The 16,389-nt window shown below is 56.4% G+C and carries 17 protein-coding genes; 7 read left to right on the plus strand and 10 right to left on the minus strand.

The window, feature by feature from the left end:
* Positions 1 to 43: 43 nt before the first annotated feature.
* The 6 genes from rseP to pyrH all read right to left on the minus strand — a co-directional run bounded on the left by rseP (position 44) and on the right by pyrH (position 5,504).
* On the minus strand, positions 44 to 1,369 hold the full coding sequence (gene rseP, locus ACXLHR_RS05800; protein WP_458790572.1) for an RIP metalloprotease RseP: 1,326 nt from the start codon (positions 1,367 to 1,369) through the stop codon (positions 44 to 46).
* 4 nt (positions 1,370 to 1,373) lie between these two features.
* On the minus strand, positions 1,374 to 2,543 hold the full coding sequence (gene dxr, locus ACXLHR_RS05805; RefSeq protein ID WP_458790573.1) for a 1-deoxy-D-xylulose-5-phosphate reductoisomerase: 1,170 nt from the start codon (positions 2,541 to 2,543) through the stop codon (positions 1,374 to 1,376).
* The gene (locus tag ACXLHR_RS05810) at positions 2,540 to 3,328 is read right to left on the minus strand and encodes a phosphatidate cytidylyltransferase (RefSeq protein ID WP_458790574.1); all 789 of its coding nucleotides are present in this window, start codon (positions 3,326 to 3,328) and stop codon (positions 2,540 to 2,542) included. Before ACXLHR_RS05810 ends, dxr begins: the two co-directional genes overlap by 4 nt.
* A gap of 10 nt (positions 3,329 to 3,338) precedes the next feature.
* A complete protein-coding gene (gene uppS, locus ACXLHR_RS05815; protein WP_458790575.1) occupies positions 3,339 to 4,070 on the minus strand; it encodes a polyprenyl diphosphate synthase in 732 nt (243 codons plus the stop codon).
* A gap of 20 nt (positions 4,071 to 4,090) precedes the next feature.
* Entirely contained in the window at positions 4,091 to 4,654 is a 564-nt protein-coding gene (gene frr / locus ACXLHR_RS05820; protein ID WP_458790576.1) for a ribosome recycling factor, read from the minus strand.
* Positions 4,655 to 4,781: 127 nt separating this feature from the next.
* Entirely contained in the window at positions 4,782 to 5,504 is a 723-nt protein-coding gene (pyrH, locus tag ACXLHR_RS05825) for a UMP kinase (protein WP_458790577.1), read from the minus strand.
* A gap of 133 nt (positions 5,505 to 5,637) precedes the next feature.
* Here pyrH and miaA point away from each other — a divergent pair, with 133 nt between their 5' ends.
* Positions 5,638 to 6,528: a tRNA (adenosine(37)-N6)-dimethylallyltransferase MiaA gene (gene miaA / locus ACXLHR_RS05830; RefSeq protein WP_458790578.1), complete on the plus strand. Its 891-nt coding sequence runs from the start codon at positions 5,638 to 5,640 to the stop codon at positions 6,526 to 6,528.
* A 58-nt stretch (positions 6,529 to 6,586) separates the two neighbouring features.
* Positions 6,587 to 7,417, plus strand: a complete 831-nt coding sequence (locus ACXLHR_RS05835) for an AraC family transcriptional regulator (RefSeq protein WP_458790579.1) — start codon at positions 6,587 to 6,589, stop codon at positions 7,415 to 7,417.
* Between the two features lie 153 nt (positions 7,418 to 7,570).
* On the opposite strand, the gene ACXLHR_RS05840 is transcribed toward ACXLHR_RS05835, so the two are convergent.
* Positions 7,571 to 8,170, minus strand: coding sequence for a lytic transglycosylase domain-containing protein (locus ACXLHR_RS05840; RefSeq protein WP_458790580.1), 600 nt, complete (start codon positions 8,168 to 8,170; stop codon positions 7,571 to 7,573).
* Between the two features lie 134 nt (positions 8,171 to 8,304).
* On the opposite strand from ACXLHR_RS05840, the gene ssb reads away from it, so the two are divergent.
* Positions 8,305 to 8,853 carry a single-stranded DNA-binding protein gene (gene ssb, locus ACXLHR_RS05845; RefSeq protein ID WP_458790581.1) on the plus strand — a complete coding sequence of 183 codons (549 nt, stop codon included), beginning with the start codon at positions 8,305 to 8,307 and terminating at the stop codon, positions 8,851 to 8,853.
* 30 nt (positions 8,854 to 8,883) lie between these two features.
* Here ssb and aroB read toward each other — a convergent pair whose 3' ends face one another.
* Both aroB and ACXLHR_RS05855 read right to left on the minus strand, forming a co-directional pair.
* Positions 8,884 to 10,008 (minus strand): 3-dehydroquinate synthase, encoded by a 1,125-nt coding sequence (gene aroB / locus ACXLHR_RS05850; RefSeq protein WP_458790582.1) that lies wholly within the window; start codon positions 10,006 to 10,008, stop codon positions 8,884 to 8,886.
* On the minus strand, positions 10,005 to 10,568 hold the full coding sequence (locus ACXLHR_RS05855) for a shikimate kinase (protein ID WP_458790583.1): 564 nt from the start codon (positions 10,566 to 10,568) through the stop codon (positions 10,005 to 10,007). The genes aroB and ACXLHR_RS05855 overlap by 4 nt, the downstream gene beginning before the upstream one ends.
* 160 nt (positions 10,569 to 10,728) lie before the next feature.
* Between ACXLHR_RS05855 and ACXLHR_RS05860 the strand changes: the two genes are divergently transcribed.
* From ACXLHR_RS05860 to ACXLHR_RS05875, 4 genes are read left to right on the plus strand one after another with little or no spacing between them, the layout of a single operon-like run.
* Positions 10,729 to 10,884, plus strand: coding sequence for a hypothetical protein (locus ACXLHR_RS05860; protein ID WP_458790584.1), 156 nt, complete (start codon positions 10,729 to 10,731; stop codon positions 10,882 to 10,884).
* 27 nt (positions 10,885 to 10,911) lie between these two features.
* Positions 10,912 to 12,411 carry a hypothetical protein gene (locus ACXLHR_RS05865; protein ID WP_458792481.1) on the plus strand — a complete coding sequence of 500 codons (1,500 nt, stop codon included), beginning with the start codon at positions 10,912 to 10,914 and terminating at the stop codon, positions 12,409 to 12,411.
* 17 nt (positions 12,412 to 12,428) lie between these two features.
* Entirely contained in the window at positions 12,429 to 13,352 is a 924-nt protein-coding gene (locus tag ACXLHR_RS05870; RefSeq protein WP_458792482.1) for a site-specific tyrosine recombinase XerD, read from the plus strand.
* Between the two features lie 55 nt (positions 13,353 to 13,407).
* Positions 13,408 to 14,709: an HlyC/CorC family transporter gene (locus ACXLHR_RS05875; protein WP_458790585.1), complete on the plus strand. Its 1,302-nt coding sequence runs from the start codon at positions 13,408 to 13,410 to the stop codon at positions 14,707 to 14,709.
* Here the strand turns inward: ACXLHR_RS05875 and ACXLHR_RS05880 are convergent, their stop codons facing one another.
* On the minus strand, positions 14,710 to 16,245 hold the full coding sequence (locus ACXLHR_RS05880) for a helicase HerA-like domain-containing protein (protein WP_458790586.1): 1,536 nt from the start codon (positions 16,243 to 16,245) through the stop codon (positions 14,710 to 14,712). It lies immediately after the preceding gene.
* Positions 16,246 to 16,389 lie beyond the last annotated feature (144 nt).

The raw sequence follows: 16,389 nt of genomic DNA on the forward strand, positions 1-16,389 counted from the left end.
CTAGCCGGCAATCACGGCGCAATTGTGACAGGTGCCGCCCGTTTTACGGGCACAGCACCAAATCATTTAACATCGCGAACGCCATCATCGCCGCGATCAACCCCAGACCAATCATCATCAGCACATTAAATGCCGCCACCGACGGTTTACGGCGCATCACCGCTTCATACGCGTAAAATACCAGATGCCCGCCATCCAGAACAGGAATGGGAAATAGGTTCAATAGACCGACCGCCGCAGACAACATGCCCAGAAACCATACAAAACTCGTGGCCCCCTGTGCCGCCATTGATCCCGAGGTCTGCGCAATGCCAACCGGTCCTGACAGATTACACGTCGAGATATCGCCCGCGATGACATGATATAGACCTGATAGCGACGACGAAATAATGAACTTTAATTGGGTATATCCCCCCGTCAGACTTTCCAAAATCCCTAAATTTGCGGTCGCCTCGTCAAAGAAAACCGACCCCGTGACACCAATCAAATAGCGGGCCTCGAATCCGCCCTCGGCCCGCGGGATATCGACACGGCGTGGCGCCAGCGTGAAATCCATCGTCTGGCCATCACGCCACACCTCCAACGTCAAAGGTTTGCCATCCGCCGCAGTCACCGTTTCGATCAACTGGGCAAATGCCACCACATCAGCCCCGTCAACGGCGGTAATCACATCACCCTTGCGCAGTCCGGCATCATCTGCCGCCGAACGCGGACTGATCCCCGTTATCGCAGACGGCATCAGATACGGTCCCGTAACAGTCATTGGCTGACCGTCACGCACAATATCATACTGCAAAGTCGGCGTGTAAGGCAGCGTCTCGATCACCGGCTCGTTATTGCCAAATGCAAGCCCTTCAACACGCAACACCTGATCGCCCGCCTGCAACTCGGACACAAATTGCGACGGCAAATCGCGACCGGCCTCATAGGTCAGCGGATCAATCGAGCGACCACTTGTCATCGCAATCACAGCAAAAATCGCAATCGCCAAGATAAAGTTGAAAATAGGCCCTGCCAAAACCGTCAGACTGCGCGCCCACAAAGGCGCTCCTGCCATCGAGCGGCGCTTGTCTGTGTCACTGACGTCTCCGGTTCCGCCGACACCCGCAGCATTGGCATCGCCCATAAAGCGCACATACCCACCAAACGGCAGCGCCGCGATTTGCCAGACAGTGCCGCGTTTATCGGTGCGCTGATACAGCACAGGGCCCATGCCAAGGCTGAACACTTCCGCGTGGATACCCGTCCAACGCCCGACGATATAGTGGCCATATTCATGGACCGCTACAATGACCGAAAGGGCCAGAACAAAGGCCGCAATCGTGTATAACCCGCCGCCAAATGACGACATAATCTGTGCAAAATCCAAAACTCTATCCTAGCTTAGCCGCTGCTTCGTCTGCGCGCACGCGCGCCAAAGCATCTATTTCCATTACGTTATCTAAGGTAATCTGGGCATTTTGCAGCCCCTCGTTGGCCGACATCGTGTCAACAACCCGTGACACCACCCTCGCCATGTCCAGAAATCCGATTTTATGAGCGATAAACAGATCCAACGCGCGCTCTTTGGCCGCATTAAACACCGCTCCGCTCAAGCCGCCCAGTGCCATCACGTCGCTTGCAATCTGCAACGCAGGATAGCGCGCAGGATCAGGGGCCTCAAAACTCAATTGACCAATCTTGGCTAAATCCAGCCGCTCCACCGGTAAATGCCCCCGCTTAGGCCAATGCAGCGCGTAGCCAATCGCATGGCGCATATCAGCAGGCCCGACATGGGCCATCAACGCGCCATCCGTGAACCCGACAAGCGCATGCACCAAACTTTCGCGGTGCACCAAAACCTCGATCATCGCTGGATCAATTCCAAAAAACTCTTTGGTTTCAATCAACTCCATGCCTTTGTTAAACATTGAGGCAGAATCAATCGTGATCCGCTGGCCCATATCCCAATTGGGATGGGATGACGCCTCGGCCAAACTCGCCCTCTCCAGATCCGCAATCGGCCAGTCGCGAAACGCGCCACCCGACGCCGTGATAATCACTCGCTCGACTGCGGTCATATCCTCGCCGTTCAACGCCTGGAATACTGCAGAATGTTCGCTATCTACCGGCAAAATGACCGCTCCCGCATCCCTTGCGGTCTGCATCAATAGCGGGCCTGCCGTCACCAGACTTTCCTTATTCGCGAGCGCCAGCGTGCCGCCCTTTGCCGCCACAGTCAGGCTAGGTTTCAGTCCCGCAGCACCCACAATCGCCGACAACGTCCAGTCGACACTGCGATCAGCCGCAGCCGCAATCGCATCATCGCCAGCGGCAACTTCCACATCATGTCCCGCCAGCAACGCCTTCAAATCATTGTATAACTCTTCATGGCACGTCACTGCCATCGATGCCCCTAGGCGCACGGCATCCTCAGCCAGGCGGTCAATATTGCGACCACCCGTCAGCACCACGACATCATAATCATCAGGCTTACGCGCGATCAAATCAACAGCGCTCTGGCCTACCGATCCGGTCGCTCCAAAAATTGAAACAGACTTCAAAAAGAAACCCCGGGCACATTTATCAAGCTGATAATAATTACCATAAACAAGGCAGCCCCCAACAATGCATCAAAGCGGTCAAACAACCCGCCATGGCCGGGAATCAACGTCGAGCTATCCTTGACGCCCACACGACGCTTCAGCGCACTTTCTGCGATATCGCCCATTTGACCCGCAAAGCTAATGACGACCGACATCAGCACAATCACTGCACCCGCATTGGTCAAAGCGACAAAAATCAAACCAACAATTGCCGCAGAAATCCAACCTGCAACCGTTCCCGACCACGTTTTTTTCGGACTGATCGACGGCCAGAACTTAGGCCCGCCAAAGGTGCGGCCCGCAAAATAACCAAACACATCGGTGGCAATTACGACTGACATCAACCACAGCAACCAGACAAACCCGTATTCAGCACGAAAATGCAGCAACCCGTAACCCGCGACAGGAATAGCCAGCGCAAACAGGAAAAACGCACGGCGCTCGATTTTAATCTGGCTCGCGCCAACCACAGGCACAATTAAAAACATCAACAATGGCCAGCTGCCTACCAACGTCAATTGCCCCGACATTACCGACGCAGTCAGTGCGGCCATCAACATGCCCGGCGTGGGACGGTCGGGGGCAATCATCGTCCACAATTCCCAAACCATCACAGCGGTGACAAACACCACCAACATCTGAAACCAGACACCACCCGCAATCACACCAACAGCCCCCACAGCCGTCATTGCCACGCTGGATATTAGCCGGACCGTCAGGTCATCCCAATTCTGTGATTTCATGCCATTTGCCCTAAGATGCCGTGACTGCGCCAAACCGACGCTCGCGCCCGCCAAATCCTGACAGGACCCGGGCAAACTCGGCGGCAGTAAAGTCCGGCCACAGAGTGTCGATAAATTCATATTCCGCATAGGCCGACTGCCACAGCAGAAAATTGGAAATGCGGGCCTCGCCGCTGGTGCGGATTACTAAATCAGGATCGGGTAAAAACCGCGTATCCAAAAACTTCGACAGGGTTTCTGCGTCCACATCTTTGTGGGCCAAACGCCCCTCTTCAATCTCGATCGCCATCAGTTGCGCCGCGCGGGTCACCTCATCGCGTGCCCCGTAATTTAACGCAATCGTCAAATGTACCTTATCATTTTGCTGGGTGCTCTGCTCTAACGTATCCATCAACGACACCAGCTTTGGGTCCAGCCGCACGCGATCGCCAATAAACCGGACCCGCACGCCGTCCTTGAACAGCGCCAAAGCCTCTTTCTCGATATAGCGCCGAAACAGTTTCATCAGGCCAGACACCTCGGACTGGGTGCGTTTCCAGTTCTCGGTCGAGAACGCGAAAATCGTCAGATATTTCACACCTAAATCAGGACAAGCTTCTACGATTTCGCGAACGCGATTGGCACCTGCATGATGCCCGAACAAACGCGGGCGGCCACGTTGCTGCGCCCAACGCCCGTTGCCATCCATGATAATGGCAACGTGATTAGGACCGCGTGATGTGTCGCTTGCGTCTTTGGCCATCAAACAGGCCTCCCTTCGGATCAGACCTGCATGATCTCGGCTTGTTTGGTCTCGACGGTCTCGTCGACCTTTTTGGTATGTTCAACGGTCAATTCCTGAACTGCCGCCTCCCAAAATTTCTGGTCGTCCTCTGACATGCCGTCAGCTTTTGCCTTCTTGATCTGGTCCATACCGTCACGGCGCAGGTTGCGCACCGACACCCGCGCACGTTCAGCGTAGTCGCCTGCAACCTTGCTTAATTCACGACGGCGTTCCTCGTTCAACTCAGGGATCGGCAACATAATAATCGTGCCATTCAGCTGTGGATTAATCCCCAGACCGGAATTGCGGATCGCCTTTTCAACAGGGCCGACCAGCCCCTTGTCCCAAACGTTGATCGTGACCATGCGCGGCTCTGGCACGTTCACAGTCCCAACCTGGTTAATAGGTGTCATCGACCCGTAGGCATCCACCATGATCGGCTCCAACATTGACCCCGAGGCGCGGCCGGTGCGCAATGACGCAAGCTCCACACGCAAGTTAGCAATTGCCCCGTCCATACGGCGCGCAAGATCGTCGGTATCTAGAATAAAATCTTCTGACATAGGTCTCTACTCTTCACTTGAAGGTTCGGATTGGTTTTTCAATGCTATAGCGCAGGTTTGCGCCAAATGTATAGCCTCATGCCCGCATAGACATGTCGCAGGTTGTGCAGGTTTTCGTCATGCGGGCCTAATCATGCACAATCGTGTATGTGCCTTCACCCGCTAAGATACCCTTAAAGCCGCCGGGCTCATCCAGACTAAATACGATAATCGGCAGATGGTTATCACGCGCCAGCGCAATCGCAGAGGCATCCATGACGCTCAAATGCTTGGCCAGAACCTCGTCGTAAGTAATGCGGTCATAGCGCACCGCATCCGCATGTTTGGCAGGATCTTTGTCATAGACACCATCAACCTTGGTGCCCTTTAAAATCGCCTCACAGGCCATCTCATTGGCGCGCAAAGTAGCTGCAGTATCGGTGGTAAAATAGGGATTGCCCGTGCCAGCAGCAAAAATACAAACCCGCTTTTTCTCAAGGTGACGCACCGCACGACGGCGAATATAAGGCTCGGCCACCTCGTTCATGGTAATCGCCGAAATCACGCGGGTATGAATATCCAGTTCCTCAAGTGCCGACTGCATTGCCAGTGCGTTCATCACCGTGGCCAACATGCCCATATAATCCGCAGTGGTGCGTTCCATGCCTTGGGCAGAACCCTGCAGCCCGCGAAAAATATTGCCGCCGCCAATCACCATGCAAATTTCGACACCCATATCATGCACGGTTTTCACTTCGCGCGCGATGCGCTGCACTGTGGGAGGATGCAGACCAAAGGACGTGTCGCCCATCAGGGCCTCGCCCGAAATCTTCAACATTACTCTTTTATAAGATTTTTTGGCTTCGGTCATGTGCTGCCCCCTGCGCAATAGTATGGAACCTGCGCTAACTTGTCTCAAAACGCGCGGTGGTTCAATGTGACAAACGCATAATCGCGTGGCATTTCCCTAGAATCGCACGATAACCTGCTTTAAAGAACGGCCCATGATAAACATAGACGCCAATTCACCCGTCCTGATTGCAGGGCCCACGGCCTCTGGCAAATCCGCGCTTGCGCTGCATATCGCCCGGACCCAAGGCGGGATCATTGTAAATGCCGACGCCCTCCAAGTGTTCGACGGCTGGCGTATCATCACGGCACGCCCCGACGATCACGATCTCTCCCTCGCTCCGCACGCACTTTACGGCCATGTGCCTTACGACGCCCCCTACTCCACCGGCCAATGGCTACGCGAAGTCACACCCTATATCTCTGGCACCGAGCGCCCGATCGTAGTTGGCGGTACAGGTCTCAACTTCTTGGCCCTGACCAGCGGATTGGCAGACATCCCCCCGACCGATCCAGCCCTACGCGCCCGCGGCAACACGCTCTCACTCAGCGACCTGCTTGATGCCCTCGATCCCGACACGACCGCCCGCATCGACACCCAAAACCGGATGCGCGTACAACGGGCTTGGGAGGTGCTGCACCAAACTGGGCGCACGATGGCAGACTGGCAAGACGCCACACCGCCGCCCGTATTGCCCATTACGCGATGCACCCGCATCAGCCTCGATGTGCCAACGGACTGGCTCAATACACGCATCACACAGCGCTTTGACATCATGCTTGACCAAGGTGCACTGACCGAGGCCGCCGCCATGCTACCCGCTTGGGACCCTACCCACCAGTCGTCCAAAGCCATCGGCGCATCTGACCTGATCGCGCATTTGAACGGCGAGATCAGCCTTAAAACCGCCCGAGCAAACGCGATCATCCAGTCAAAACAATACGCCAAACGACAGCGCACGTGGTTCCGCTCCAAACACAAAGACTGGCACCAGCTTGACCTCTCAAAAACCACACCTGAAAATGCCATTCACTTCGCGTCATGAAATTAACGTTGTTTAATATAACAACTCGGGCCAAGCTGGCATCAACAAAAGGACCGATATGACGCTTGGCACCGAAATGATCCCGACAGCCCTCTCGCTGTCCTCAATTGCGCAAAACTCCACAGCCGGCCGCTGGCGGACCGAAGCCATGCGCAGCCACGCCACTCCGCGCCTGCTGTTCATCACCCGCGGACAGGGGCGGATCACAATTGCGGGGCTGACCAGCGGCTACGGGGCCAACAACCTGATCTATATCCCCGCCCACACGATGTACGGCTTTGAAGTCGGCCCGACCGTTTTCGGACAAATGATCGTTATCCCCGCCGCCATGGCTTCCGAATGGCCCGACGCACCCGTTCACCTGCGGCTACGCGATGTACATGTGCAAAAACAACTGCTGGGCCTCGTCGAGGCGCTCGAACGCGAACTGAAATCCGCCAGCGCATCCCACGCACGCGCGGCGCATTGCCACCTTGGGCTACTGGCCGTTTTCTTCGAGCGGCAAATCGAAGCGGCCCCGCCCAGCACAAGCAAAGCGCGCACCGATACCACCGCCGCAAGGCTGGTCGCAGCCTACACCGACCTGATCGAACGAGATTACCGGCGCGACAAGTCCGTCAGTGATTTTGCAGCTACGCTCGGGGTCACACCCACCCACCTGACAAGGTGCTGCAAACAGACCTGCGGCAAGTCGGCGCTGGGCCTGCTGCGCAACAGAATTCATTTTGAGGCATGTATGCTGCTGCGCGACACCAGCCTGCCCGTCAAGGACATCGCCGATCAGTTGGGCTTTCAAAGTGCGGCCTATTTCACCCGCAGCTTTTCCGCACAAACGGGCCACACACCCAGCACATTCCGCAGACATGGCGCGACGACCCAACACAGCTAAGCGCCAATCTTTTTAGCTGCACCGAATAAATTTAGTGTGGCAAAACTTACACCGGCACTCATGCAAACAAAGCAAGCGCTTACGACCATGCGCCGTCCGGACACATCTCGCACCCGGATGGTAATCCTGTAAGATTATCGGTGAAAGCCGTGCTTAACTGCCCCAGATCACCCGTACATAGTTACGCGTCTCGTTATAAGGCGGCACGCCATTGTATTTCTGAACGGCCCCGGGGCCCGCATTATAAGCCGCAAGCGCCAGACGCCATGTGCCAAATGTTTCGAATTGACGACGCAAATACCGCGCGCCGCCTTCAAGATTCTGCGCAGGATCAGCAGGATTTACACCCAAGGCACGCGCTGTCTGCGGCATCAATTGCGCCAATCCCAGAGCACCTTTATGTGACCGCGCATTGACGTTCCAGCCGCTTTCCTGCTGCACAAGGCGCAAGAACAAATCCTCAGGCACGCCGTGTTTGCGGGCCGCAGTGCGCGCTACATTGATATACTCGCCCGCATAGCGGCCGCTATAGGCAGGCAGTGTTGATGTCGAAATCGTCGGCACCACAGCGCGTGGCGGCTGCAATCGCACGGAATTATTGTATTGTGCCGCCGAGCGGTTATCCAAGACGCTCAACTGGTTCTCGAACAAGGACGCGCGCGTGCGTGTTTCTGCAAAACTTTCCATCGGCGCCAGCACGGCACCCACGGCAAAAATCAAACCAAACCCGCGCATACAAACGCCCCCAGACATTACAGTTGCGCGGACTTTACACATTTGGCCCAAAACTGCAAACGCTAGGCAACAGATATCCGCTCGTAAACCTTGTCGGACCAAACACGGTCTGTCACAACAACGCGTACTGTAGAATCGTGTAGGGGAATAAAATGGCCGGAAGCGTCAACAAAGTTATCTTGATCGGCAATCTGGGCCGTGACCCAGAAGTCCGTACATTCGGCAACGGCGGCAAGGTGTGCAACTTGCGCATCGCCACCTCTGAAAACTGGAAAGACAAAAGCACCGGCGAACGCCGCGAGAAAACCGAATGGCATTCGGTTGCCATCTTCAACGACGGTCTGGTGCGCATTGCCGAGCAATACCTCAAAAAAGGCTCGAAAGTGTATATCGAGGGCGCATTGCAGACCCGCAAATACCAAGCCCAAGATGGCACCGACCGCTATTCCACAGAAGTGGTTTTGCAAGGTTTCGGCGGCACATTGACCATGCTCGACGGCCGTGATGGTGGCGGTCAAGGCGGCGGTGATCAGGGTGGCTACGGCGGTGGTGACCAAGGCGGCTACGGCGGCGGTAATTCTGGTGGCAACTCTGGCGGTGGCTACGGCGGCGGCAATCAGGGTGGTGGCAATTCCGGCGGTGGCTATGATAGCGGTCAAGGCGGCGGACGCTCTGACATGGACGACGAAATCCCGTTTTAAATCAATCAGGTGGGATGGATCTCATCCATCCTACCTCTCGGCTAATGCGTCTTTCAAAACCGACAACACCACATCACGCGGCACATCGGATGTGATAAACGCATCACCGATCTCGCGGGCCAGAATGAACCGCAATTGGCCTGCGACGACCTTTTTATCTTGCCCCATCAGGTTCAGCAAAGCTTCCGCATCAGGCAAATCACCCTCGATATCACGCAGATCAACCTTGGTGCCCATATCACGCAAATGCGCGCGCACGCGGGACGGCGATTCCTGACTGCACAGCCCTAAACGGGCCGACAACTCGAACGCCATCGCACACCCAATCGCCACACCTTCGCCGTGCAGCAATCGGTCCGAATAGCCCGTCGCGGCCTCTAGCGCATGACAGAACGTATGCCCAAGGTTAAGCAGCGCACGATCTCCCTGTTCGGTTTCGTCACGCGCGACAATGTCCGCCTTCATCTGCACCGACTTTGTCACTGCTTGCACGCGTGCATCCATATCGCCCACTGCCATCGCAGGGGCCATCTTTTCGAGCCATTCAAAGAACTTCAGATCACCCAGCAGCCCGTATTTCACGACCTCGCCGTAGCCCGCCAGAAAATCGCGCGGCGCAAGCGTGCCCAGCAGCGCAGTATCCGCCAGCACTAACGTCGGCTGGTGAAACGCGCCGATCAAGTTCTTGCCGTGACGCGTATTGATCCCCGTTTTGCCGCCAACAGAGCTGTCAACCTGCGCCAATAGCGAGGTCGGGATCTGTACAAACCGCACGCCACGTCGCAACACAGAAGCCGCGAACCCAGCCAAATCTCCAATCACCCCGCCACCAAAAGCGATAACAATATCACCGCGCTCTACTTTCTGATCCAGCAGAAAATCACAGGTCCGCTCGACCTCCGCCCAGCATTTTGTGGCCTCGCCAGCAGGCAAGGCCAGCGCTTGTGACGTGATGCCTGCCGCCGCCAAGCCCGCCTGAAGCGCGCTTAGATGTAGACCCGCCACTGTCTCGTCGGTGATGATGGCCACATGTCTGCGCCCGCCAAACGGCGCGATAAGATTACCCGCTTCGATCAGCAAACCCGGCCCGATATGGATGTCATATTCACGTCCGGGCAGATTGACATGCACGGTGGCGGCAGTGGTAATACTCATGGGGTGCGCTCCAGAATTTGAGGGTCGGCGGCAAGCGCATCAAGCACATCTGCGGTCGTGCTTTCAATACTCGCATTTGGTTTGATCACGACCTCTAGTTTTGCCTTGGCGTAGATCGGCGTGCGTTCTGCCAGCAATCGGGTCAATGTTCCTAACGGGTCATGTGTCATCAGCAAAGGGCGGGTGTTCTTGTTGCGCACCCGTTCCCAAAGAATTTTCAGATCGACATTCAGCCAAAGCGATACTGCCTTTTTCGCGATGAGTGCGCGGGTGCGGTCCGATAAAAATGCGCCGCCGCCTGTTGATAGGATGACGGGGGGCCCCGACAGCAGCCGGTCAATCACCTCTGCCTCGCGCTTACGAAAAAACGCCTCGCCGTCGCGCTCAAATATTTCGGGAATCGATTGCGTCGCCGCTTCCTCAATCGCCACGTCACTATCCAGAAACGGTACCTCCAATTCGGTCGCCAAGGCGCGCCCGACTGCCGTTTTACCCGACCCCATCATACCCACGAGCACAACCGTACGGTGTAAAATCGGTTTCACCTCAGCTTGGGTCATGAGAAAAATCGCCTTATCTTCCAGTGTTTGATAGGCATAGTGCCGCCTAATTTAAATTTGTTTATGTGAATGGAGTGATATTGCGTGAAAGGCCATATATAAACAACGCAGAACGCGGCGACTAGACCGCTTATCGGGCAAATATGAGGCAATACCATCCATGTTATGGCGACTTATCAAACTCTTACTGGTGCTGATTATTTTGGGTGCCTTGGCATTGGTGATCTACGCCTATGCCGGACCCATCTTTTTCCCATCCGATTTCGCGGCCCCTGTGGCCCCTGTGTCGCTACCTGTCACGCTGGATCTGAATTAAATGCACAAGGCTTGGTTCTTGGTGCCAATGATTTTGGCGCCGCATATTGCGCTGGCGCAACAGGCTAGCCCGCTGTCTGCAATAGACTGGCTGTCTCAGAGCGTCGAGGCCCATGCAACCATTGCCCCTCCAGCCAAACCAAAACCAGACGAGCCGCCGATCGCCAGTTCCGCAGATGTGCCGCAGGTGACGGTTACAGAACTCGACGCGCCGGCGCCTGCGCCAATCGGGTTGCTCTCGTCAGAGGTCACGGGGCTGCCCAAATCTTTGTGGGCGTCCAGCAACAGCCAGGATCTCGTTCCATTATTGCAAGCAGCACACATCGACGCCCTGCCCGCCGTGCAGGAATTGTTAATGACCCTGCTTCTGGCAGAGGCCGCGCCGCCGCTTGGCGAACGCGCTGATGGACTGCTCTATCTTGCGCGTGTGGACAAGCTGTTGGATATCGGCGCGCTTGACCCGGCGTTGGCCCTGTTGGTGCAGGGTGACAATCTACAACCTGATCTGTTTCGCCGCTGGTTTGACGTGGCCTTGCTGACAGGCACGGAAGACGAAGCCTGTAGCGTCATGCGCGACACCCCACGGGTCGCGCCGACGTACCCCGCCCGCATCTTCTGCACCGCCCGCAACGGCGATTGGTCTGCCGCCGCACTGATCTTGAATACCCACCGCGTTTTAGGGGATATCACGCCCGAAGAAGAGGCGCTGATGTCACGCTTTCTTGATCCCGATCTGTTCGAGGACGAACCGCCCCTGCCCGCGCCGACCCGTCTTAGCCCGCTGGTGTTCCGGATGCGTGAAGCAATTGGCGAGGCGATGACCACAACCCGCCTGCCCAACGCCTTTGCCCACGCTGACCTGCGCTCCACAACTGGCTGGAAAAGCCAGTTAGAGGCGGCAGAGCGATTGGCCCGTATCGGGGCTATATCCGAGAACGTGCTTTTCGGATTTTATATGGCCCGCAAGCCCGCAGCCTCGGGTGGGATTTGGGACCGTGCGCGCGCAGTGCAAGCTCTCGATATCGCGTTGAAATCAGACGACGCTGACGCTGCCTCTGCGGCCCTGAAAATGGCATGGGACGAGATGCAGACGGCCCGTTTGGAAGTTACATTTTCTCGCTACTTTGCTCCGTCTCTGACCGGGCTGGCCTTGACGGGACAGGCCGCAGAGATTGCACTGGATGTGGGTCTGCTGTCACCAAATTTCGAGGCAGTCGCACAGGCCAATGATACCCAAGACTTCCGCGTGCTTTTGGCCCAAGGTGTGCCTGAAGGTGCGCAAAGCGATCAGGAAAAGGCGATCCAGACGGCATTTGACGGGATCGAACCCAGCGCAGAGTTCGAGGCGATGGTTTTGAACGGTGAATTGGGGGCCGCGTTGCTGCACTCGATCGCTACGGCGGATGCGGGCCTGTCAGGGAACCTGACCGCCTTGACCGATGTGCTGGCGTTCTGGCGCTCTATTGGACTGGAAGATGTCGCCCGCAAAACCGCCCTGCAAGCCTTGATCCTAGAGCGCGCCTCGTGAGCGCCGCCGACCAGCCGATGGCCCACTGGATTCAAGCATTTCTTGAGGCGCAGGCCGCAGAACTAGACGCCGCAACCAACACACAACTGGCCTATGCGCGCGATTTAACCGACTTTTCCGGCTGGCTGACGTCCAAGGATCTGCACTTTGCGGGTGTCACACAAGATCATGTGGAAAGCTATTTGATCCACTGCGACGCGCAGGGATTGGCGAAATCGACCCGCGCACGCAGGCTCTCCGCGATCAAACAAATTTTCCGCTTCGCCTTTGAAGAAGGCTGGCGCACACAAAACCCCGCGATCACAATCAAGGGGCCGGGACGATCCAAAGCCCTGCCAAAAACCCTTGATGTGCCCGAGATTGAACGGCTTTTAACCGCCGCCCGCGATAGCCGCGAAGGTCTGCGGAATACCGCACTGATGGAACTGCTATACGCCACAGGCATGCGCGTCACGGAATTGGTTAGCCTGCCGGTCAGCGCGGCACGCGGCAATCCTGCGATGCTTCTGGTGCGAGGCAAAGGCGGCAAAGAACGTCTCGTGCCCCTGTCACCTCCCGCCAAGATTGCTATGGCTGCGTGGCTGGTCGCGCGTGACAAAACCGAGGAAGACGCCCGCCAGAAAGGCGTCCCCCCTTCGAAGTTCCTGTTTCCGTCGCGCGGAAAGTTGGGTCACCTGACGCGGCACAGGTTTTTCGGCCTGATCAAGGAATTCGCCGTCGCTGGCGGTGTCTCGCCTGAAAAAGTGACACCACACACGATTCGCCACGCCTTTGCCTCGCATCTGCTCGCAGGCGGCGCTGATCTGCGCTCGATCCAGACAATGCTGGGCCACGCCGATGTCGCAACAACCGAGATTTACACCCATGTGCTGGACGAGCGGTTGACCGAACTGGTCATGGACCACCACCCGCTGTCGCGCAAAACGCCAAAGACGTCTTGAACGGCGCCTCACAAAGCCCCATAACACTCGCGAATAATTTAGATGAAAGTGAACGATGGACACGTCCCTCTTCGATACCGCATTCTGGCTGACTGCGGGTGCCATTCTGGTGCTGCTGGTTCTCTCCGGATTCTTCTCCGGCTCTGAAACCGCACTCACGGCTGCATCACGCGGCAAGTTGCGTACCGCAGCAGACAAAGGCTCCCGCGGTGCAGAACGCGCGTTGGAAGTGACCGACGATAGCGAACGGCTGATCGGGTCGGTCCTATTGGGCAATAACGTGGTGAATATTCTGGCGACCTCGCTTGCCACCGCCCTGCTGACCAAGATATTCGGCCAGAACGGCGTGGCCTTTGCCACGTTGATTATGACGCTCCTTGTGCTGATCTTTGCAGAAGTACTGCCTAAAACCTATGCGATCACGAACCCTGAAAAAGTGGCCGCCCTGGTGGCCGCACCTATCGCTGTCATCGTGCTGATCTTTTCACCCATCGTCTCTGCCGTGCGGTTTTTTGTGCGCGGCGTGTTGTTTTTGTTTGGTGTGCGTACCGATCCCGATAGCCAGATATTGGCGGTCCACGAGGAAATCGCGGGTGCATTGCAACTGGGCCATTCCGAGGGCATCGTTGAAAAAGAAGACCGTGACCGTATCTTGGGTGCGCTTGATCTGAACGAGCGGATGGTTGAAGAGGTTATGTTGCATCGCTCCGGTATCGAAGTGGTCGATGTGACCCTGCCGGTGCAGGACATCCTCAGCCAGATTTTAGAAAGCCCACATACCCGCCTGCCGCTTTACCGTGATGACCCCGAGAATATCGTTGGTGTCATCCATTCAAAAGACCTGTTGCGCGCACTGCACAAATTATTGATTGCCGATAGATTCAACCGCCGCGACATTGGTAATTTTGACATTATGTCGGTTGCGATGGACGCATATTTCATTCCAGAGACCACAACGATGGGCGACCAGATGCGCGAATTTCTGCGCCGCAAGTCGCATTTTGCGCTGGTCGTGGATGAATATGGCGGGCTGCAAGGTCTGATCACGCTAGAAGACATCCTAGAGGAAATCGTGGGCGAAATTGCCGATGAATTTGACGAAGATGAGGCCGCCCAAGTCGAGGCCACATCCGACGGTGCCTATTTGGTCGAGGGTGGCATGACCCTGCGCGACCTGAACCGCGCTTACGACTGGGCCTTACCCGATGACGAGGCCAATACAGTGGCCGGTCTGGTGATCCATGAAGCGCAGATGATCCCCGTGGAAGGTCAAGTGTTCAGCTTCCACGGGTTCCGTTTTGAAGTGATCGAAAAGGACGAAAACCGGATCGCAATACTTAAAATCCGGCCACTTTAATTACCGCCCCTTAAACAAACCGCCCAAGATGCCGCGTACAATGCGGCGACCTGTGGTGCCTTTCAGCTCTTTCATCACGACATTGACCAAAGCGCCGCCAAACCCGTCGTCTTTGCTTGACCGTGACGACCGCTGCGTGGTCTTGCCTCCATCATAGCGGCGCGCGCGGCTGTGTTCGCGGTCTTTTTCACCGGCGTCTTGTGCTGCGGCCTCCGACTGCTCGGCCTCTTTCGCTGCGGCATCCGCGCGTTTTAGCAGTATTTCATGTGCGCTGACCCGATCGATTGCCACGTCGTATTTTCCCGCCATATCCGATGCGGCCATGACTGCCGCGCGGGTCGGTTTGTCGATCGGTCCCAGTTGCGAGGCCGGCGGGCGGATCAGCGTACGCTGAACGACTTGCGGGATACCTTTCGCGTCAAGAAACGAGGTGACCGCCTCGCCTGTACCGACCTGCACAATGGCATCAGCAGTATCGAACGCAGGGTTATCTCGGTAGGTCTCTGCTGCGTTTTTCAGCTCCTTGCGGTCACGCGCAGTAAAGGCACGCAACGCGTGTTGTACGCGGTTACCGAGCTGGCCCAACACATCATCAGGCACGTCGCCGGGGTTCTGAGTCACAAAATAAACCCCCACGCCTTTCGACCGTATCAGACGAGCGACCTGCTCGACCTTATCCACCAGCGCTTTCGGCGCGCCATCAAACAGCAAATGCGCTTCGTCGAAAAAGAACACCAGTTTAGGCTTCTCAGGATTGCCGACCTCTGGCAGTTCCTCGAACAATTCCGACAGCAGCCACAGCAAAAACGTCGCATAAAGCCGTGGGCTACCCATCAACTGATCGGCGGCAAGGATGTTGATCTCGCCCTTGCCATCGGCGCGCACGCGCATCAGATCCGACAATTCCAATGCAGGCTCGCCAAACAGCGCAGTGCCGCCTTGATTCTCCAACACCAACAACTGCCGTTGGATCGCACCGACGGACGAGGCCGCGACATTACCGTATTTCAACGACAGATCACCGGCATTTTGGCCAACCCAGATCAACAATGATTGCAAATCCTTGAGGTCCAGCAGCGGCAGGCCTTGCTCGTCGGCGATGCGGAACGCAACGTTTAACACCCCCTCCTGCACCACAGTCAGATCCATCAAGCGCGACAGCAATAGCGGCCCCATCTCTGCCACCGTGGCACGGATCGGGTGACCTTGCTGGCCGAACAGATCCCAGAACGTGACAGGAAAACTTTCATATTGCAGGTCAAGGCCGATGGTCGCTGCACGGCTCGTAAAAGGCCCGTGAAGCTTGAATGCCTCGGACCCTGCCACCGCGAGCCCCGACAAATCACCTTTCACATCAGACAAAAATACCGGCACGCCTGCGCGCGAGAACCCTTCGGCCATGATCTGCAAAGTCACGGTTTTACCGGTGCCCGTGGCCCCCGCAATCAGCCCGTGACGGTTCGCTTTATCCAGCAAAAGCAGCTGCGCTTGTCCGTATGCATCGCCGCCGCCGCCGATAAAGATATCATCTGCCATAAGTTCAGGCCCTTTTATTTGCTAAAAATGTTTGCATCAAAATACATTTTTAACATGTTCATGCCAGTGTAATCGCACGGTCCTGCGCCAACATGTCCCCGGTGTGGTGACCGTATCCTTCGTGTTAAACTTGCCGTGCCTTCG

The organism is Yoonia sp. MH D7, from assembly GCF_054439475.1.